22 protein-coding genes and 2 tRNA genes are annotated in these 17,987 nt (G+C 63.8%); 14 read left to right on the plus strand and 10 right to left on the minus strand.

What is annotated here, in order from left to right; translation table 11 throughout:
- From EGD98_RS06345 to EGD98_RS06375, 7 genes are all read left to right on the plus strand, one after another.
- Window positions 1-84: transfer RNA gene (locus EGD98_RS06345), tRNA-Ser, on the plus strand.
- Between the two features lie 130 nt (window positions 85-214).
- Entirely contained in the window at window positions 215-1,612 is a 1,398-nt protein-coding gene (locus tag EGD98_RS06350; RefSeq protein ID WP_220587502.1) for a hypothetical protein, read from the plus strand.
- A 108-nt stretch (window positions 1,613-1,720) separates the two neighbouring features.
- Window positions 1,721-3,085 carry a PGF-pre-PGF domain-containing protein gene (locus EGD98_RS06355; protein WP_220587503.1) on the plus strand — a complete coding sequence of 455 codons (1,365 nt, stop codon included), beginning with the start codon at window positions 1,721-1,723 and terminating at the stop codon, window positions 3,083-3,085.
- A gap of 45 nt (window positions 3,086-3,130) precedes the next feature.
- Entirely contained in the window at window positions 3,131-3,430 is a 300-nt protein-coding gene (locus EGD98_RS06360; protein WP_220587504.1) for a DUF5785 family protein, read from the plus strand.
- Between the two features lie 71 nt (window positions 3,431-3,501).
- Window positions 3,502-3,831 (plus strand): DUF7344 domain-containing protein, encoded by a 330-nt coding sequence (locus EGD98_RS06365; protein WP_220587505.1) that lies wholly within the window; start codon window positions 3,502-3,504, stop codon window positions 3,829-3,831.
- Window positions 3,832-3,882: 51 nt separating this feature from the next.
- Window positions 3,883-4,641 carry a GTP cyclohydrolase III gene (locus EGD98_RS06370; RefSeq protein ID WP_220587506.1) on the plus strand — a complete coding sequence of 253 codons (759 nt, stop codon included), beginning with the start codon at window positions 3,883-3,885 and terminating at the stop codon, window positions 4,639-4,641.
- 311 nt (window positions 4,642-4,952) lie between these two features.
- Window positions 4,953-5,522 (plus strand): CBS domain-containing protein, encoded by a 570-nt coding sequence (locus tag EGD98_RS06375; RefSeq protein ID WP_220587507.1) that lies wholly within the window; start codon window positions 4,953-4,955, stop codon window positions 5,520-5,522.
- 2 nt (window positions 5,523-5,524) lie between these two features.
- Here the strand turns inward: EGD98_RS06375 and EGD98_RS06380 are convergent, their stop codons facing one another.
- The gene (locus EGD98_RS06380) at window positions 5,525-6,853 is read right to left on the minus strand and encodes an FG-GAP repeat protein (RefSeq protein WP_220587508.1); all 1,329 of its coding nucleotides are present in this window, start codon (window positions 6,851-6,853) and stop codon (window positions 5,525-5,527) included.
- Between the two features lie 190 nt (window positions 6,854-7,043).
- Here EGD98_RS06380 and EGD98_RS06385 point away from each other — a divergent pair, with 190 nt between their 5' ends.
- Entirely contained in the window at window positions 7,044-7,511 is a 468-nt protein-coding gene (locus EGD98_RS06385; RefSeq protein WP_220587509.1) for a GNAT family N-acetyltransferase, read from the plus strand.
- A 28-nt stretch (window positions 7,512-7,539) separates the two neighbouring features.
- Window positions 7,540-7,613 (plus strand) — tRNA-Thr (locus EGD98_RS06390).
- 102 nt (window positions 7,614-7,715) lie between these two features.
- On the opposite strand, the gene EGD98_RS06395 is transcribed toward EGD98_RS06390, so the two are convergent.
- The 4 genes from EGD98_RS06395 to EGD98_RS06410 all read right to left on the minus strand — a co-directional run bounded on the left by EGD98_RS06395 (window position 7,716) and on the right by EGD98_RS06410 (window position 9,276).
- Complete coding sequence (locus EGD98_RS06395) at window positions 7,716-8,129, minus strand: DUF8159 domain-containing protein (RefSeq protein ID WP_220587510.1); 414 nt, start codon at window positions 8,127-8,129, stop codon at window positions 7,716-7,718.
- 80 nt (window positions 8,130-8,209) lie between these two features.
- Complete coding sequence (locus tag EGD98_RS06400) at window positions 8,210-8,383, minus strand: hypothetical protein (RefSeq protein ID WP_220587511.1); 174 nt, start codon at window positions 8,381-8,383, stop codon at window positions 8,210-8,212.
- Window positions 8,380-8,802 (minus strand): ATP-binding protein, encoded by a 423-nt coding sequence (locus tag EGD98_RS06405; protein WP_220587512.1) that lies wholly within the window; start codon window positions 8,800-8,802, stop codon window positions 8,380-8,382. The genes EGD98_RS06400 and EGD98_RS06405 overlap by 4 nt, the downstream gene beginning before the upstream one ends.
- A gap of 39 nt (window positions 8,803-8,841) precedes the next feature.
- Window positions 8,842-9,276 carry a universal stress protein gene (locus EGD98_RS06410; RefSeq protein ID WP_220587513.1) on the minus strand — a complete coding sequence of 145 codons (435 nt, stop codon included), beginning with the start codon at window positions 9,274-9,276 and terminating at the stop codon, window positions 8,842-8,844.
- Window positions 9,277-9,352: 76 nt separating this feature from the next.
- On the opposite strand from EGD98_RS06410, the gene EGD98_RS06415 reads away from it, so the two are divergent.
- A complete protein-coding gene (locus tag EGD98_RS06415) occupies window positions 9,353-9,679 on the plus strand; it encodes a cupin domain-containing protein (protein ID WP_220587514.1) in 327 nt (108 codons plus the stop codon).
- Here EGD98_RS06415 and EGD98_RS06420 read toward each other — a convergent pair whose 3' ends face one another.
- The gene (locus tag EGD98_RS06420) at window positions 9,680-12,220 is read right to left on the minus strand and encodes a heavy metal translocating P-type ATPase (protein ID WP_220587515.1); all 2,541 of its coding nucleotides are present in this window, start codon (window positions 12,218-12,220) and stop codon (window positions 9,680-9,682) included.
- A 242-nt stretch (window positions 12,221-12,462) separates the two neighbouring features.
- On the opposite strand from EGD98_RS06420, the gene EGD98_RS06425 reads away from it, so the two are divergent.
- Entirely contained in the window at window positions 12,463-12,966 is a 504-nt protein-coding gene (locus EGD98_RS06425; protein WP_328762213.1) for a YbhB/YbcL family Raf kinase inhibitor-like protein, read from the plus strand.
- Between the two features lie 149 nt (window positions 12,967-13,115).
- Window positions 13,116-13,613 (plus strand): type IV pilin N-terminal domain-containing protein, encoded by a 498-nt coding sequence (locus EGD98_RS06430; RefSeq protein ID WP_220587517.1) that lies wholly within the window; start codon window positions 13,116-13,118, stop codon window positions 13,611-13,613.
- Between the two features lie 9 nt (window positions 13,614-13,622).
- Here EGD98_RS06430 and EGD98_RS06435 read toward each other — a convergent pair whose 3' ends face one another.
- A complete protein-coding gene (locus tag EGD98_RS06435) occupies window positions 13,623-14,654 on the minus strand; it encodes a YhjD/YihY/BrkB family envelope integrity protein (RefSeq protein WP_220587518.1) in 1,032 nt (343 codons plus the stop codon).
- Between the two features lie 87 nt (window positions 14,655-14,741).
- Between EGD98_RS06435 and msrB the strand changes: the two genes are divergently transcribed.
- Window positions 14,742-15,149, plus strand: a complete 408-nt coding sequence (gene msrB, locus EGD98_RS06440; RefSeq protein ID WP_220587519.1) for a peptide-methionine (R)-S-oxide reductase MsrB — start codon at window positions 14,742-14,744, stop codon at window positions 15,147-15,149.
- On the opposite strand, the gene EGD98_RS06445 is transcribed toward msrB, so the two are convergent.
- Window positions 15,146-15,385 (minus strand): glutaredoxin family protein, encoded by a 240-nt coding sequence (locus EGD98_RS06445; RefSeq protein WP_220587520.1) that lies wholly within the window; start codon window positions 15,383-15,385, stop codon window positions 15,146-15,148. The two genes, msrB and EGD98_RS06445, sit on opposite strands and share 4 nt — an antisense overlap.
- 259 nt (window positions 15,386-15,644) lie before the next feature.
- Between EGD98_RS06445 and EGD98_RS06450 the strand changes: the two genes are divergently transcribed.
- Window positions 15,645-16,991, plus strand: a complete 1,347-nt coding sequence (locus tag EGD98_RS06450; RefSeq protein WP_220587521.1) for an RNA-guided endonuclease InsQ/TnpB family protein — start codon at window positions 15,645-15,647, stop codon at window positions 16,989-16,991.
- Window positions 16,992-17,088: 97 nt separating this feature from the next.
- Here EGD98_RS06450 and ndk read toward each other — a convergent pair whose 3' ends face one another.
- Window positions 17,089-17,553 (minus strand): nucleoside-diphosphate kinase, encoded by a 465-nt coding sequence (gene ndk, locus EGD98_RS06455; RefSeq protein ID WP_220587522.1) that lies wholly within the window; start codon window positions 17,551-17,553, stop codon window positions 17,089-17,091.
- 28 nt (window positions 17,554-17,581) lie between these two features.
- The gene (locus EGD98_RS06460) at window positions 17,582-17,986 is read right to left on the minus strand and encodes a 50S ribosomal protein L24e (protein WP_220587523.1); all 405 of its coding nucleotides are present in this window, start codon (window positions 17,984-17,986) and stop codon (window positions 17,582-17,584) included.
- Window position 17,987 lies beyond the last annotated feature (1 nt).

Below are 17,987 nucleotides of genomic sequence, written 5' to 3' on the forward strand. Positions count from 1 at the left end.
GGTGGGGTGGCAGAGCGGCCTATTGCGCCTGCCTTGAAAGCAGGTATCCTCACGGATTCCTGGGTTCAAATCCCAGCCCCACCGCTTCTCTGGGAACGACAGTGAGCGGAATGTGAACCCGAGGAACTGCCTAATCCCCCAAAAATGTCAACCAAACTGGCTGTTTTCGTCTATCGTGAGGTTTTATATTACTGGTCTGGTTCACCTCAAGCAGATGCAGTCAACAGATTGGTCTCCAAAGCAGTGCGGGCATCGGGTCCTCGCCCTCGGTCTGGTCGTCCTCATCGTCGGGTCGATGTTTGCCTCCGTGGCGGCTGCCCAGTCGGCCATCGGCTTCCGGAAAGCCGAGGTTTCCGCGACCACCGTCACCGTGGGCGAGAACGTCACAGTGAGCGCCGAGGCGGTAAACGTCGGCGACTCCGGTGGCGGATACACATTCGAATTCGAGCGTGACCGCGTCAGGTTCGAGAGAATACGCGCGACGATTCCGGCGAACGATGACCGTCGGGTCTCGACGAACATCAGCTTCGACGAGCCGGGGACATACAGAATCAGTGTCAACGGCAACCGGGCGGGGTCCGTCACGGTGCAGCCGGCCCGTGCTCGGGTCACCTCGACCAACGAGAGCCAGCGTCGCATCGACGCCAGGGCCAACGGGGTCTCGGCGACCGAGCCGACTGCGTTCGATATCCCACCGTCGAATCGCACGTTCGCCCTCCAGAACTGGTCGACGACGACGGGACAAACTGCGTTCCAGCAGTATCTCACTGAGTACACCAACCGCTCCGAGGTGCCGGGGACGTTGCCCTCGCCCGAGCACTCGACACTACTCGGTGTCATCGACGTCGAAAGCGACGACGGCTTCGAGGAATCGACCATGCGAATCGGCGTCAACGACTCCGTGCTGGCGAACTCGACGCTAGAGCGCGACGAGGTGACAGTGTACCAGCGCAACGACACGGTCTGGGAGCCGCTGTCGACGAGCGTCGCCGCCCAGCAGGAAAACCGGACCGTCTACGAAGCGACGGCGACACGCGGGACGACGTACGCCGTCGGCCGTTTGACCGCGGACATCGCCATCGAGAACACGTCGTACGGGACGACGGCGAGCGCCGACGGCCCGCGGCTGTATATCGAGGCGCGGTTGCGTAACGCCGCGCCGATAGCCGGCACCTACACCGGTGTCATGCGGGTAAACGGCGAGTCCGTCAACCGGACGACGGTGGCGGTACCGGCGAGTGGCGACGCGGACCTCTCGGTGACACACGTGGTCACCGAGGCCGGGAGCTACAACCTCAAGCTCAACAGGACCTCGGTCGGTTCGGTCTTCATCTCCGAGAGTCAGGCAGCGGCAACGCAGCGGACCGAATCGACACCGGGGAGCGAGGCTCCGACTGGCACCGCCGCCACGACCGCGACGCCGGCCGGTGACAGCGGTGACGACGGCGATTCGGTCGAGAACCCACTCCCGTCGACTGTCTTCGGCATCAACACGCTGTACGTCATCGGCGGACTCGCCATCGCGTTGGCAGCGTTCGTCGCCATCTTGCTCCTGTTGCGCCGGGGCGGCGACGGTGGTGGTGGGAAACCGGAAACGTTCGACCCGTTCTGAGTGCGAGGCCACAGCCGGCGTCTGCTGGCTGTCCTGACTCGAGATACCCCAGGCCCTCTGCTTTCCTATCCTAAGTACTTTATATCCTCTGCATATCGGTGTAAATAGATGATCTCAGGCACTGGGTTGCCGGATGGGTGGGGGTATCGGGTAGGAGCAATCTGTATCGCCGTCGTCGTCTGTTCAGCGCTGGCGCCAGCTGTGACAGCCAACCCGGGGATGAGCTTTCGGGGGACGACAGTCTCCGAGACCACGGTCGCGGTCGGCGAGAACGTCACCGTGACGTCGACGGTCAAGAACGCCGGTAGCTCCGGCGGCGGGTACACGTTCGAATTCGAACGCGATGGCGTTGATTTCGCGGAGCCGCGAGTTTCAGTACCTTCACAGGAAACGAGGACTGTCTCCCGGAACGTGTCGTTCGGGGAACCTGGGACCTACGAGGTCACGGTGAACGACGAACTGGCTGCTGTGGTGACCGTACAGACTGCGAGAGCCCGCATCGTCGCGGAAAACGAGACCCGACGCCGAATCGACGTCCGAGCGAACGGGACCTCTCAGTCCGAGTCCGCCACCGTGGACCTGCCACAGACGAGCGCTGCCTTCGGTCTGGAGCGGTGGTCGACACGGACCGGACAGTCGGCCTTCCGACAGGAACTGACGGTGTACAGCAATCGGTCTGTGGTGCCGGAGACGCTACCGAGTTCGACTGATTCGACGCTCCTTGGGGTTCTCACGGTGAACAGTACAGCCACCGTCGAGCAATCGACGGTCCAGTTCAGGGTCGAACGGTCCGCGCTGGCGAACTCGTCGCTCTCCCGCGACGAGGTGGTGATGTACCAGCCGAACGGGACGACATGGGATAGACTCGAAACAGCTGTGGTAGCGGAGCGGTCTGACGCTGTCGTCTACGAGTCGACGGCAACGCGCGGGTCGACCTACGTGGTCGGAACAATCGACCCCAACGTCGATGTCGCGAGCACCACGCTCCGGTCGGCGGTGACCGAAAACGGGCGCTTACTCACCTTCGAGGCCGTTCTCAACAACACTGCGCCGGTCGCCACCGAGCACAACAGTACCCTGTTGGTCAACGGTGAGCAGGTCAACGAGACGCGGGTCTCGATTCCTGGGGCGGGGGAATCGTCCGTGTCACTCTCGTATCGGGTCACGGAGCCAGGCATCTACAGGTTGGTTCTCGACGAGTCTGACCCCGTTCGGATATCCCTCGGCCAGTCCGAGCTGGGGACCGTAGAATCGGGAGCAGTAACGGAGACGACCACGGAGACCCAGGAGCCGACGGTCGATGGGAGCGACGAAAACGCCTCGGAGCAGGCTCTCTTGTCGTCGACGGTGTTCGGGCTCGAGGTGCAGTATCTGCTGGGCGGTATCGGAGTCGCCTTGCTGTTGTTTTTGGGTATCTTGCTCATCCTGAGCGGGACCGATGTCGGTAGCTCCGACGACATCGACCAGTTCTAGCCGCGGAGAGCAACCCTTTTTGTGTCGGTGACCCGAGGTCCGGGCATGGAGTGGCCACACGACCCCGATGGTGAAGAGGGAAGCGAGGGCCGGCGCAAGTACGGACACGCCATCCTCGCGAAGAAAATCGACGAAGACGAAGACTTCCCGCTTTCGGGTGAGGAGTACGTCTCGGCCTACGGCGACCACCCCGTCCGAATCGACTACGAGACCGTCGTCAGCGTGGCGGATATCTTCGAGCACGTCGAGGAGACCGAGTTCGCGGACTTCCCGGAGTTCCACCAGGCGCTCGGTGAAGCACTCCGCGAAGCGGACCTGTGGCCTTACCGGCTGCAACACGCCTGACGACGTCGTCCCGGCGGAGTGTGGTGTGTGCCCACGACACATACTTGTGGGGTGCCAGCGTAGGTGTCCGTATGGCGACACAGAACGCCGAGAGCGACATCGGTGGCGACCTGCCGCCAGCGGTGGTCGAGGACCTGCTGTCCGACGACACCAGGCGCCGAGCGCTCGCGATTCTCGAGGCCAGAGACGAACCGGTCGTGGTGGAGGACCTGGCAGCGGCAGTCGTCGCCGCACAGGAGGGGGACCCGGTGTCGACAGTGCCGGCATCGGAGCGTGAGGCGATGGCGGAGGAACTGTTCACCGACCATCTCCCGAAGCTGATGGCGACGGACGTCGTGGACTACGATTCGATGCTCGGCGCGGTCGAACTCCGAACTGACGACAGCGCCAGACAGGGGTGATACCGGCCCGGTTTCGATACATCAATACCGGTCGGGTCCAAAGCCCCGGTAGTGACGAACACGCAGGTAACGCACATCCAGATCGATAACTACGGCCCGTGGACAGTGACGCCCGAGCCGCGCCGCGAAGTCGACCTCCAGACGTTGCAGTCCCGACTGTACGCTGACCTCGCACAGCTGTTCGGGAACCGCGACGGCTACATCTTCTTCTCGCGGTTCGACAACATGATCGCTGTCACCAACGGGCTCGACGAGGCAGACCACGCCCTCATCCAGGAGTCCGTCGGCAACCGATACCCGGTGACGATGAGTCTCTCGGTCGCCACGGGAACGACCCCCGTCTCGGCGCTGGGGACTGCCACAGAGCAACTCCAGGAAGCCGGCAGCGCACAGGACGACGGTCGTCGGGAGGTGTTGCGTGGCCAGACCATCGACGACGAGTTCCGGACCGACGCCGACGTCCAGCTGGCCCATTTCGACGTCGACGACGCGACCGAGAAATACACCGACCAGCTCAACGAGTTCGACACGTTCATTCAGATCGAACAGGGGTACGCCGCGCTGATGAAGTATATGCGCGAGGCCCACGACTCACTCTCCTTCTTCGTCGGCGGGGACAACGTCATCGCGGTGTGTCCCGACCTCGACGAGGCGGACTACCGTGATGCCTGTGATCACGTCCGCGACGCCGTCGACGTCGAGCTGAAGGTCGGTGTCGGCCGCGGACGCGCGCCCGCCGACGCCGGCATGGACGCGAAACACGCCTTAGAGGAGTGCCGGGCAGATGGGGCGACAGTTCGGTTCGAATAGCGAGGTTTCGAACGGAGTGAGAAACCTCGAAGCGAACCGGCGAACGCAGTGAGCCGGAGAGCAGTAACGAGGAACCGACCGAAGGGAGGTTCCTCGGAGCAAGCGATCGGGGAGGAACGACCAGTGCGCAATAGCGAGGTCTGACCGAAGAGAAGCCCACCAGGCGAGCCGGCAACCATCGGGAGCCCTAGAGCAGTAGCGAGGTCGGAGCAGCGAGAAACCGAGAGAAGAAATGCCGTTGGTATTCGGTACCATACAGCATAACACTGGCGGAGGTAGCTTTTAGACGACTTCGTGCCATATGTTCACGTATGAACGACCCGGTCTCTGTCCGGGAGGTGATGAACCGCGAGTACGTAGGTGCGAGCGCGTCGGACGGGCTCGTCGAGACGACAGAACTGCTGGTCCGCGAGGGTGAACCGACAGCGCTAGTTCTGGAGGGCAACGACCCGGTCGGAGTCGTGAGTCGGGCGGATATCCTTGGCCATCTCGTCTCGGAGGGGAGCCCGGAGGATGCCATCGTCGACGACGTGATGACCGATTCGTACCCGTCCATCGGCCCGGAGGCCCGGCTCCCGGAAGCGCGTGACCGGATGGCCACCTACGCGACCCAGTGGCTGGTCGTCGTCGAGGACGGCGAACCGCTGGGAACGCTGACCGGCCACGACATCCTCTCGTCGGTTCGCCTGGAGAGCGAACGGACCCAGACAGTCGAGGAGGAGGCCCCCATGGCGACCTCCGAGCAGGCGACCGCAGACGGGACCACGGCCGCGGAAGACTCCTTCGAAGAACAGGGCATCTGTTCGGCCTGTGGGACGCTCACTCGCTCGCTGGCGTCGCTGAACGGCCAGTTGCTCTGTGCCGACTGTCGGGACGTGTAACGCTACTCGTAGACGTACACCGCTCCCGACCCCTCACGGTCGGGGTCGCCTTCAGCCGGAGCACCGACGACTACCCGACCCCCGCTGTCCGACACGCCGACGTCGTACCCGAACGCGCTGAGGTGCCCCTTGTCGCCCATGAACCTCGTCTCCTGTGCCCAGGAGTCGTCCGACTTGGCGAAGACGTAGGCGCTGTATCCGATGTTGGTCACACCGATGAGAGCAACGCTCCCGTCCCTCGAGAGGGACAGCGTGTTTCCGAAGTAGATCTCTCCGGGGTCGCCCTTCGGCTTGAGTCTGTCCTCCCGGGTCCACTCACCGTCGGACTGGGAGAACACGTATACCGCGTTGCCGATTTCCTCGGAGTAATCCTCCGGTTCGGGAGCGCCGACCATGGCCGTCGACCCGTCGGCCGAGAGCTCGACCGCGGGGGCGAACGTGTCCTCCGAGTACTCGTCGTCGGCGGTGAACTTGGCTTGCTGTGTCCAGTCGCCGCCCGACCGCTCGAACATGTAGGCCGCGCCATCTTTCTCGCTGTCGATGCCCCCGTAGCCTGGGGCCCCGAGGACCGCAGTCGACGCGTCGGCCGACAGCGCGACGGTCTTGCCGAACATATCGAGGGTTCCGGTGTCTTCGCCGACGAGGGTCCACGCCTGCGTCCACTCGCCGTCGGAGCGAGAGAACACGTACGCGGCCCCTGACGTGCTCCCGGTGGTCCCGGTGGAGTCTGCGCGTGGCGTGCCGACGAGGGCCGTCGAACCGTCGCCCGACAGCGACACCGAGATGCCGACCTCGAGGAACTCGTCGGGTCTGTCGGTCGTTAGCTCCGCCTGCTGGCTCCACTCGCCGTCCGAGCGCGAGAAGACGTACGCGGCGCCGACCTCGTGGTCATTGGAACGGTCTTCGGGGGCGCCGACGAGGACTGTCGACCCGTCCCCGTCGACTGCGACCGACTCGCCGAACACCTCCCCCAGCCCGCTCTCGTCGGGCTCGATCTGGGCCGTCTCAGTCCACTCCCCGTCGGTGAGCGAGATGACATGCACCGACTCATCCGAGCTGCTGGCGGCGACGAGGGTCGACCCGTCGCCCGACAGTTCGACGGCGCTCCCGAAGGAGTCCGTCGTCTCCTCGCCGCCGGCGCGTAGCTTGGCTGTCTGTTCGCTCGGTGGCTCCTGACTGGCCATTGAGTCCCCCGCCGGTGTCGGCGTCCCGGTCATCGTCGGCGTCCCGGTCTGCTCGCCAGCGTCGTTCGGCCCGCCCGAACACCCCGCCACCGCTCCGGCTGTCGCGGTACCCAGCGCCACGAGTAGCCGCCGTCGTCGGTTGTCCATGCGTTTTGCTTACTCTCTTCAGATATATAATATAAGCTTCGGGCGTCCGTACTGTTCCAAAAGCTCGTGTCGCCGAGACCCAATAGCTGAACAGGAGCCTGCGTCTGTGAGCCGGGGACGCGACCGTCGCGCACGGGCTGGCCGCCGTAGGGGCCCAACAGTTTTGCGCCCGTGGAACCCCATATGAGGCGTGGAGCTATCGACCCCGTCGACCGCGCTTGCCGACCGACTCACCGATATGTGGGTCGATCTGGCACGGGACCAGCGGTCGTACGGGTCACACCTTCTGGGCCCGGAGAACCGGGCCGTCATCCGCGAGACAGTCGTCCAGCGCATCGTCGCGGAGGACCTCCTGGTGGCCCGTCGCGAAGAGAGCGTCGTCGGCTTCGTCATGTTCACCGTAGAGCACGGTCGGTACGAACAGGACGTCACGCCGGGACTCGTCGAGAACCTCTACGTGGCGCCGGCTGCTCGTCGGGAGGGTATCGGAAGCGCGCTGCTCCGGGCCGCCGAGGACCGACTGGTCGCCGACGGCGCGACGACAGTCCAGCTGGAGGCGATGGCCGACAACGAGGCCGCCCGCCAGTTCTACGCCGCCCACGGCTACACCCCCCATCGGTTGACACTCGAAAAGTCGACGGAAAACGACACCGCTTAAAACGTCCCCCGACAACGATTGGGTACGCGCCAGGGGAGCTTGGGTGGTCCAAGCACTCGACTTGTAATCGAGAGTTCGTGGGTTCAAATCCCACCCCTGGCTCTTCTGTGTGCGAACGGACGTGAGCAGCGAAAGCTGCGAAGTGGGATTTGAACGAGAGAAGACGCAGCTCCCGAGCGGTGCGAGGCGCGACAAGAGGAGCTGCTACGAGATGCTACCGCTGATCACGTCGAAGATGTATTCTTCTTCGGAAATCTCGTCGTTTCGGAAGGCGCGGGCACTGTCTGCGTCGACCTCCAGCGACCCAGAGCGGCTCCCATCAGCTTCGAGCGGGATGATATCTAACCGTCGGTGGTCCTCGTTTTCCTCCTGGGTCGGGACAGTATCCGAGTAAATACGCAAAATCTCGCCGAGCTCATTGATCCGCTCTTGTCCCTCTCCGCGGGGGACATACTCAAGGACCCACCGACGTTCTTCGTTGGCGACGTTCTCTATGTCCACGTTGTTGTCTTTCAGCCCGTTCTCGAAATTGTTGAACTGCTCGCTGCCACCCAGGCAGCCTGCAATCACTGTCGCTGTGGCGACCGAGACGCCTGTCAGATACTCTCGTCGGTCCATGGTGTCCTCTGATTAGTGCGCTATAATAACCATTCGGCCAGCGACTGACTATCTGCTCGTCGGCTCAGTAGGTCCCTCTCTCAGTACTCCAGGTCGCGAGCGGTGAGCGTGTACAGCGCGGCCGAGACGCCGACGAAGAGCGCGACGGCCACGCCCAGTCCCCGGAGCCATAGCGGGGCGGGATAGGCCAGCACGACGACACCCACGAGCATAGCGAGGCCGACACAGAGCGGCATCACAGAATCGGCGGTCATCGCTGTGACTCCGTCTGGAACGGCGTTACCGACCTGGTCTGGCCGAAAATACCGAAGCGGGCGCCACGGTCCACGCTGTCGCCGGCGCGCATCCCCCAGCCGTGGGCCTCGACGATGCGCTTGACGATAGCGAGGGCCGATTCGATGTTCGCCGACAGGACGCGTGCGACCTGGCGTTCGTCCTGGGAGACGGCGTCGGCGTCTTCGGAGGCGATACTCAGGACGCCTCGTTCGCCCTGGGGCAGGAGTAACTCGCTGTCGTACAGCCAGAGCCCGTCAAAAGGCACGTCGAACACGTCGGGCACCGCACTGACGGCCACGTCACAGGTTTCCACTTCCGCCTCGGCGTGCATGAGCCGTCGCCTGACCAGGTAGAGCGCGTCGAGTGCCGACGTTACGCGGTCCCCACCATCCATCACAGCGTACTGTTCGCCACCGATTACAAAAAATGTGGACAATCAGGGGTCCGGCAGCGGAACAGTGAGGACCGGCACGTCCGACAGTCGGACGACTTTCTCGGTCACACTACCGATGAGATAGTGGTCCAGTCCCGTTCGACCGTGGGTGCCCATCACCACGAGGTCGATATCCTCCGCCGTCACGTAGTCGAGAATCGCCTGGTGAGGGTCGCCGCGGGCGACGACGCCCTCGATAGTGCCGACGTCGGCCCCCCTGGCCTGTGATTGCACACCCTCTATCGCCTGACGACCCTGTTCTTCGAGCTCCGCGAAGACGATTTCGGGTGTCGTCTCGCGGGCCCCACCGATTCGCGCGTCGACCACGTAGAGGACATGCAACGCGGCGTCGTAGCGATTGGCGTGGTCGATGGCGTGTTCGACCGCGGCCCGTGTTCCCTCACTGCCGTCCGTCGGGAGCAGCACTGCATCATACATATTGGGAAACTAACATGTGCTCGCACAAACCAGTTGCGTCCACCACCGCTAAGAACACGCGGTGTGAGGAGCCTCCATGGAGTTCGACCTGCTCTCCGAGTTCGACGCGGTACCCGACGTCGGTGCCGTCGACAGCGGCGAACTGGCAGTGACCGACGACGTGCTGGTGAAGGCGTTCGCACTCGGGCCCGAGGCCAGTATCGAACCGCACGAACACACTGATGCCACGAACGTCTTTCACGTGCTCCGGGGGACCGTGCGGGTAGAGCGCGACGACGAGACGGCGACCGTCTCGGCGCCTGGCGTCGTGCTCAACGAGCGGGGCCAGCTCCACGGCGCCCACAACGACACCGACGAGGTAGCCGTGCTGACGGCGAGTCTCTGCCCGCTGCCGGGCCAGTAATCACTCCGACTCGGCGTCGAGAGGGTCCGCACGAACGCTGGAGAGTCGCATCGCGTTCCCGGTGACGGCCGTCGTCATCCCGGCGTCGCCCGCAAGCACCGCCAGCCAGATCGGGACGTAGCCGAAGGGGACGGCGACGGCCAGAGCTGCTTTCACGCCCAGGCTCGCCCAGACGTTCTGGCGGATGACGCCGTTGGCCCGCCCGGAGAGGTCATAGAGGTACGGGAGCTTCGAGAGGTCGTCCGAGAGCAGAGCGACGTCTGCCGTCTCCAGCGCGGTGTCGGTGCCGGCCGCGCCCATCGCAACGCCGACTGTCGCCGTCGCCAGTGCCGGCGCGTCGTTGATGCCGTCCCCGACCATGGCGACCCCGCCGTCGGTCTCGCCGTCGAGGGCTTCGACGTGGGCCACCTTCTCGTCGGGCAGCAGTTCCGCCGCGTAGTCGTCGACGCCGACCTGATCGGCGATGGCGGCGGCGGTGCGCTCGTTGTCGCCGGTGAGCATCACTGTCTTCTCGATACCCAATTCTCTGAGTCGTTCGACCGCCGCGCGAGCCTCGGGGCGAACCCCGTCGGCTACGGCGATGACTCCCTCCAGTTCGTCCTCGGTCCCGACCAGGACGACCGTCTTTCCCTCGGACTGTAGCTCCGGGACTGTCTCGTCGAGCAGGTCCAGGCAGTTGTTGCGCTCACAGAGCTGCTGGGCGGTCTTCGTGACCAGCCCCCCGTCGGTCGTCGCGTGGACGTGCGAGAGATCGAAATCGAGTTCCTCGAAGAGCCCCGGCTTACCGGCGAAATGCGGGATTCCGCCCAGTTCCGCCCGGACGCCTTTGCCGGTGATGCTCTCGAAGTCGTCGATATCGCGCTCACCGCCCTCGCCGGCCTCGGCGACGATGGCCTCGCCGATGGGGTGTTCGCTCCGGGCCTCCAGCCCGCGGGCACAGCGCAGGACGTCGTCCTCGCTGTTCCCGTTCAGCGCGATGACGTCGGTGACGGTGAGTTCGCCCTTCGTGAGCGTCCCGGTCTTGTCGAAGGCGACCACGTCGACCTCGCCCATCGCTTCGAGGTGGTTGCCACCCTTGATGAGCACGCCGTTCTTCGCGGCGCTCGTGATGCCCGAGACGACCGAGACGGGCGTCGAGATGACGAAGGCACAGGGACAGGCAAGCACCAGTAGCGTCAGCCCGTAGACGACCGCCGTCGAGAGGGTCGTCCCGAGGACGACCGGGCTGGCGAGGGTCACGAGGACGGCGAAAGCGACGACGACGGGCGTGTAGTACGCCGAGAACCGCTCGACGAACTGCTCGCGCTCGGTCTTGTTCGACTGGGCGTCCTCGACCATCTCGACGATGCGCGAGAGCGTGTTGTCGCCCGAGACCGAGGTAACCTGGAGTTCGAGGTACCCCTCCTCGTTGATTGTCCCCGCGTACACCTCGTCGCCGACGGTCTTGTCGACGGGGACGCTTTCGCCGGTGATGGGCGCCTGATTGACGGCGCTCTCGCCGTCGATGACGTCGCCGTCCAGCGGAATCTTCTCACCGGGCCTGACGACGACGCGCTCGCCCACGTCGACGGTATCGACCGGGACCGTCAGTTCCTGGTCATCGCGCCGGACCGTCGCTTCCTCGGGCGAGAGGTCCATCAGCTCTTCCAGTGAATCCCGGGCGCGGTCCATCGAATACCGCTCCAGCAGCTCGGCGATACTAAACAGGACCGCGAGCGTCGCGGCCTCGAAGTACAGCGCTTCGCCGAAGGCCAGACTGGCCGTCAACGCCCCGAGGATGGCGATGGACATCAACAGGTCGATGTCGAGGTTCAGGTTGCGCGCCGAGTAGTAGCCGTTACGCAGGATAGCCTGTCCGCCGACGGCGACGGCGACGAGGAAGAGCAGGTCCGCGACGTGCAGGGCACTGCCAAGCACCGTCCCGACCTGTGCGTTCGCACCGGGGAGCACGAACTCCAGGACCAGCCCGATAGCCAGCACGACCCCGCTGGCCCACGTCTTGAGCGCCCGCGGGCTGGTCCAGAGTTCTTCGTCGGTCCCCGCGTCGGTGGTGCCAGTGGTGTCTTCGACGTCGTAGCCCGCGCGCTCTATCGCGGCGACGATTTCGTCGTCCGTCGGTTCGGCACCGCTCCGTGTCAGGACGACCGTTCCGGTCGTGGGCTGGGTCTCGAAACTCTCGAGACCCTCGACGGTCGACAGCGCGGATTCGACCTTGCCCGCACAGGACGCACAGTCCATGTCGGGCACGGAGAGCCGGAGCGTCTCCGTCGGCTCCGCAACGGCGTAGCCGGCCGACCGAATTCGCTCGGCTATCGCCGCCGGGTCGGTCGCGTCCTCGTCGTAGGTCACGGTCAGGGTGCCGGTCGTCACCTGCGGGTCGATTGCCTCGACCCCCTCGAGCGTCTCGACGCTCGACTCGACCTTGCCAGCACAGGAGGGACAGTCCATCTCGGGGACGTCGAACTGGCTGACCCCGCTGTCACCTCGGTCCGTCGTCTCGCCCCCTGTTTCCGGCCCGCCGTCGGGTTCGTCGGTCGTCATTACTCGAGACTAGCTCGTGCGCATTTATTAATTCAGCTGTTATCAGAGCGGGTTTAGATGCCGATTGTTAATAATACACCGACCCCAAATTATGAAAAACGGCGGGTCCACAGGGAAACTCGGTGCTGTGGCCGGAGAAACACCAAAGCGGCAAAGTAGCGTGGCCCCTGAGCGGGGCTATGCGACGCCGCAGGTTTTTGCGAACGGTGGGTCCGGTGGCTGCCGGGGCAGTGGCCGGTTGTGTGGGTGAATCGGAAGAAACTCCCGGATTATTCAAGGTATCGAGTCCAGAACTGGACCCGGGCGGGTCTCTGCCGGAACGGTTCACCTGCTACGGCGCCGGGGAGTCGCCTCCGTTCAAAATCGAGCGCGTCCCGGACCCTACCGAGACCCTCGCCATCGTCGCGGAGTACGACAGCGGGGGCATCACCGACCCCATCTTCTGGACGCTCTGGAACGTCCCCCCGGACACGGAGCGGATTCCAGCGGGACTCCCACGCTCGTCGACGGTCCAGTCACTGGGCGGGGCCGCGCAGGGTCGACCAGAGGGTGGCGAGGTCGGGTACGAACCACCGTGTCCCCAGCCCGACCAGCCCTACACGAATCGGTTCCAGGTCTATGCCCTCGGCGAGACTCTCGACGTGGCGGGCGGCACCGACCACGACACTGCGTCGGAGGCCATCGGGGACGCGGTGCTCGCGAGCCGACGGTTCACGGTCGACTTCGAGCGGACGGCCGCGCCCTGACCCGCCGTCGCTTCATCGCCAGACGAGCCCGGGGTGGGGTGAACCACTGCCGGTACTCCTCCTGCTCGACGTTCTCCGAACGCGGGAAAAATAAATTTAATCGGGGTTTAGCAGAATTTATAAGAGAAGAGATACATACGTGTTAGTGAATGTGGGGGAAGCTGTTCGACGGTGACGGCGAGGTATCGCAGGTGGTTGGGGCCACCCTGCTGATCGCCATCTCGATACTGTTGGCGGTCACCACCGCAGCCTTCGTCATCGGTCTGGGGGACCGGACAGGTACCTCTCCACCGGAGGTGGAGTTTACCTACGAGTACTCACAGGTTGGGAACGGAAACCTGACAATTGTCCACGAAAGCGGGGAGACGCTGGACCCGAGTACCGTCGAGGTCAGAGCCGACATACAGTTCCGACCGGCACCGGGCAACGACAGCGGGACACTGCGAAGCTCCGGAGTCGAGTCGTACGCCCTCGACAGCATTGCCACCGGGAGTGAGTGGGTCGGAACCGCTTTGGAACAGGGCTCGGAGTTCACGGTCGTCGGCAACGACTCTACGCTCAACAGCGGGACCATCCGCATCGTCTGGGTCGGCCCCGCCGACGGTGACACCACCGTCCTCGGGGAGTGGCAGGGACCAGGAGCGTAACAGCCCTCGCTACTCGTCGTCGAGCCACCACCGCAGTGTCAACGCCACGGAGTCGTCGAGCCCGAACACACCGCTCTCGCGTTCCACGATGGCGGCCTGTGGCGCATCGAGCGTAACCGAGTGACCGTCCACGGTGACGGTTACCTCGTCGGCTTCATCGATCGACTCGGACAACGTGTCCAGGTCCGCGAGGACCACTTGCGGGCTGGTATCGCTCGGGGTAGCGTGCTGGTCGACTCCATCGATGACCGGCGCGATGTCGACGTCCGCCGACCGGTTCGAGAGGACCGCGTTGACCACCGCTCCCAGCAGGACGACGAGGCCGATGATGTACAGCCAGGTGAGCAGGAGGAGGATACTGGCGACGAGATTCGCGCCGGCCGCCGTCCCGCCCCTGAACTCGGTGAACAGCACCTGCGCGACGGTCAGCCCGACCGCGGCAAACACCGTCCCCGGGACGACCTCAAGAAGCGTCACGTCCGTGTCCGGGAACACGTAGTACATCGGGTAGAACACCACGAACAGCCCTACCGTCGTCGCCAGCGCACGGAGGACGGTCCCCAGCGGCCCCGCGAGGGACAGCGAGACGGCATTGCCCACCGCGCTCACTCCCACCAGTGCGAGCGCAACCGTGACGAGCATCAGAGAGCCATCCGCCAGCTGGTCGGCAAAGGTGTTGTGCTCGCTGGTCTCGTAGATGTCCGAAAACGCCGTGTCCAGGCCGCGGAAGATACGCAGCGCCCCCCAGACGAGGAACACCAGCCCGAGAAGCGAGACCGAGGCGTCCGCGTCCGAGAGCCCCTGCTGGATGAGCACGCTCGCCTGTTCGGTCAACACCGATTCGAGGATGCCGACGACCGAGTCACGGATCGCGGCGTTCTCAGTCCGCTGGAGGACCGTCAGCACCAGCAACAGGAGCGGCAGTATAGAGAGGAAGGCGTGATAGGCAATCGACCCCGCCATGAACGTTATCTTCTCGACTCTCGCCTCGTGGACGACGGCGCGGCCCACCTCCTCGATCCGACTGACTCTATCGTTCATACTCCGGGTTGCAGAGCCCCTCGCAAATAGCCAGCGTTCGCACAGAGCCGACGTGGGCTTATCATCCTCCAGCCCGTACACGTGGGTATGAGTGAACAGGCCGATAGCCTGCCGGAGACCGACGACGAATGGCGCGAGATACTCACCGACGAGGAGTACCGAATCCTCCGCGAAGCCGGAACCGAACCCCGCTTCAGTAGCGACCTCATGGAGGTCAAAGACGACGGCGTCTTCACCTGTGCGGGCTGTGGGGCAGAGCTGTTCGACAGCGAGGAGAAGTTCGACTCCGGAACTGGGTGGCCCAGCTTCTGGGACGTCTACGATGAAGGCACCGTCGAGACGCGTGTCGACAACAGCCACGGAATGCGCCGGACGGAGGTCGTCTGTGCGAACTGCGAGGGCCACCTGGGCCACGTCTTCGACGACGGCCCCGAGCCGACCGGCAAGCGCTACTGCATCAACGGGGCGGCGCTTGAGTTCGAGAGCGAAGACTAGGCGTAGGACCGCTCGACGAACTCCAGGATGCGGTCGGACTCGGCCATCGTGACGCCGCGCTCCTCGTCGACCAGGACCGGGACCGCCCGCTGGCCCGAGACCCGCTTGACCTCGTCGCGCTTCGAGTGGAGCGCCTCGACCCAGACGCTGTCGTAGTCGACGCCCAGTTCGTCCAGCCGGTCGGCCACTTTCTCGCAGTACGGACAGCCCTCGAGCTGGTAGAGTGTGTGACTCATAGCGGGTCGTACGGTCCCCGGCCTGAAAATGAGTTCGCCATCTTGTCTCAGCGAGAGAATCCCGTCGTCGTCGGCCTGCGGCCAATCACCTTTAGCGGCTTCGACGCCACATGTTCACGGCGGGTGTGAATCGCGTAAACTTCGGTTAGAATTCGCCGTGTTACTGCTAGTCTTGAGTCTCAAACGGACCGACCGGGTTCTACTTTCACTGTGGGTGGCTAATTTTTAAGGTCCCACCGCAAGTGTAATAAAATGGTTGATGAAGCGCACCAACACTTTCGCCGTGCGACCGCTCTCTGAAGACGGAGAGCATGTGCTACGGGAGTTGTTGGACGCTTCTGCCGCTCTCTGGAATGAGGTCAATTACCAGCGCCTCATGCGGTACAACGACGAAGACGGCTTTGAGGACGAGGACGTGTGGGATGCCGATACAGGCCGACTCGAAGGCAAGTACAAAGGCGTTCTCGGTGCGTCTACTACTCAAACCGTAAGACGAGCAAACAGCGAAGCGTGGCGCGGATTCTTCAAAACCAAGAAAAAGTATCACGACGACTCGGAAACGTCAGTCACGGAACACCCAGAACCGCCGGGATTCCGTGGCAACGAGGATGATGGGCGTGTCCTCAAAGGCGTCATCCGCAAGGACGCATACTCTGTTGAGTGGGGCGGCCGCTCCCGACTTGAGATTGTCGTTGGGGAAGCCCTCCGAGACAAACACAACAGTCGAAAAAGCCGTCTCCGGCTGGAAATCGTCGGCAACCCAAACTGGCCCGACTACGACGAACAGAGCCGGCTAGAACTGTGGTACGACGAGACTGATAGCACCTTCCGAGCTTCGCAACCCGTGACTGTTTCAGATGATGTACGGGATACTCCACTGGCCGATGAAACGGCCGCTCTGGACATTGGTGCAAACAATCTCGTCGCCTGTACCACTACGACCGGCGAGCAATATCTCTACGAAGGCCGCGAGCTGTTCAACCGATTCCGTGAGGCAACGCGAGAGATTGGTCGGTTACAGTCCATACTCGAAGACGGTAGATACAGTAGCGAGCGCATCCGGCGGCTATACCAGAAGCGAACCCGCCGCCGTGACCACGCTCAAGAAGCGTTATGTCGTGACCTGTTGGAACGACTATACGCCGAGGGCGTGGATACGGTGTATATCGGTGGCTTGACCGACATACTGGACACGCACTGGTCGGTCGAAACCAACGCGAAGACCCACAACTTCTGGTCGTTCAAAAAGTTCACCAAGCGGCTGGTCTGTACCGCCGAGGAATACGGTATCTCGGTCGAGGTTCGGTCGGAAGCGTGGACCAGCCAAGAATGTCCGCAGTGCGGTTCGACAGACCGGACGACACGGCATCAGGACACGCTCACCTGCCCGTGTGGATTCGAGGGACACGCCGACCTCACGGCGTCAGAGACGTTCTTGGAGCGGCACACTGAGAAGGCAGTCAGGCCGATGGCACGGCCCGTGCGGTTCGAGTGGGACGACCACAACTGGTCGGGGATACCACACCCTCACGAAAGTCCCAAAGAACAGCGCACAGACCCGAGTACCGTCCACAGTGACGGGAATGTTGCCTTCGGGGACTCTTAGACCGGCTGAGACTTCCACGGAGGAAACCCCGGCTTCGTCGGGCTTTGCCCGACTGTTTGAGGGACTTTATCCCTCTCCGCTCACGCCGGGGAGGATGTCATTCGTACAGCCAGGAGCCGTCTATCTTGTCCCACTCGACAAGCTCGTCCTCGTCGAAGAACAGCTCGATTTCGCGCTGGTTGGCACCCTCGTCCTCGTGGTCGGAGCCGTGGATGACGTTGCGCCCCAGGTCCAGGCCGTAGTCCCCGCGGATGGTGCCCGGTGCGGCCTCCGCCGGGTCCGTCGCGCCCATCATCCGGCGGACCTGTCGGGTGGCGTCTTGCCCGTCAAGGACCATCGCGAAGACGGGACCGGAGGTGATGAACTCGACGAGCGAGTCGTAGAAGGGTTTCCCCTCGTGTTCGGCGTAATGCTGTTCGGCGAGCTCGCGGTCCATCTGCATGAACTTCGCGCCGACGATCTTCAGGCCGCGATTCTCGAACCGTTCGAGTATCTCGCTGATGAGCCCGCGCTGGACACCGTCCGGTTTGACCATGACGAATGTTCGCTCTGTTTCTGGCATCTGTCAAAAAAGTCGAACGCCGATGGCTTTACGCTTCGGCTTCTTCGGCCTCGTCCTCGTCGGCATCCTCGTCGGCTTCGTCCGCGTCGTCGTCGGCGGATTCGTCCGCGTCTGCGTCGTCGCTCTTGGCCGCTGGGTCCTCGGAGTCGCTCTCCTCGTCAGCAGCGTCCGCGTCTTCGGCCGCTTCGTCTTCGGCGGCAGCTGCGTCCGCCTCGGCCTCGGCAGCGTCTTCGGCCGCCTGCTGCTCGGCCGCGGTCGTCTGTCGACCGGCGTCGGTCCAGCCGAGGTTCCGGGCCTCGCGGCCCAGGTCGGCGTTGTTCTCGCACTTCGAGGAACAGAAGTGCGTGGTCGAGCCGTCGTTGTGGACGAGCATCGTGCCCGTACCGGGCTCGATGTCCTGCCCACAGTAGTCACAGTCTCGGGTTCGGGGCATC

Origin of the sequence: Haloarcula salinisoli (assembly GCF_019599405.1) — an archaeon.
Classification (GTDB): Archaea; Halobacteriota; Halobacteria; order Halobacteriales; family Haloarculaceae; genus Haloarcula; species Haloarcula salinisoli.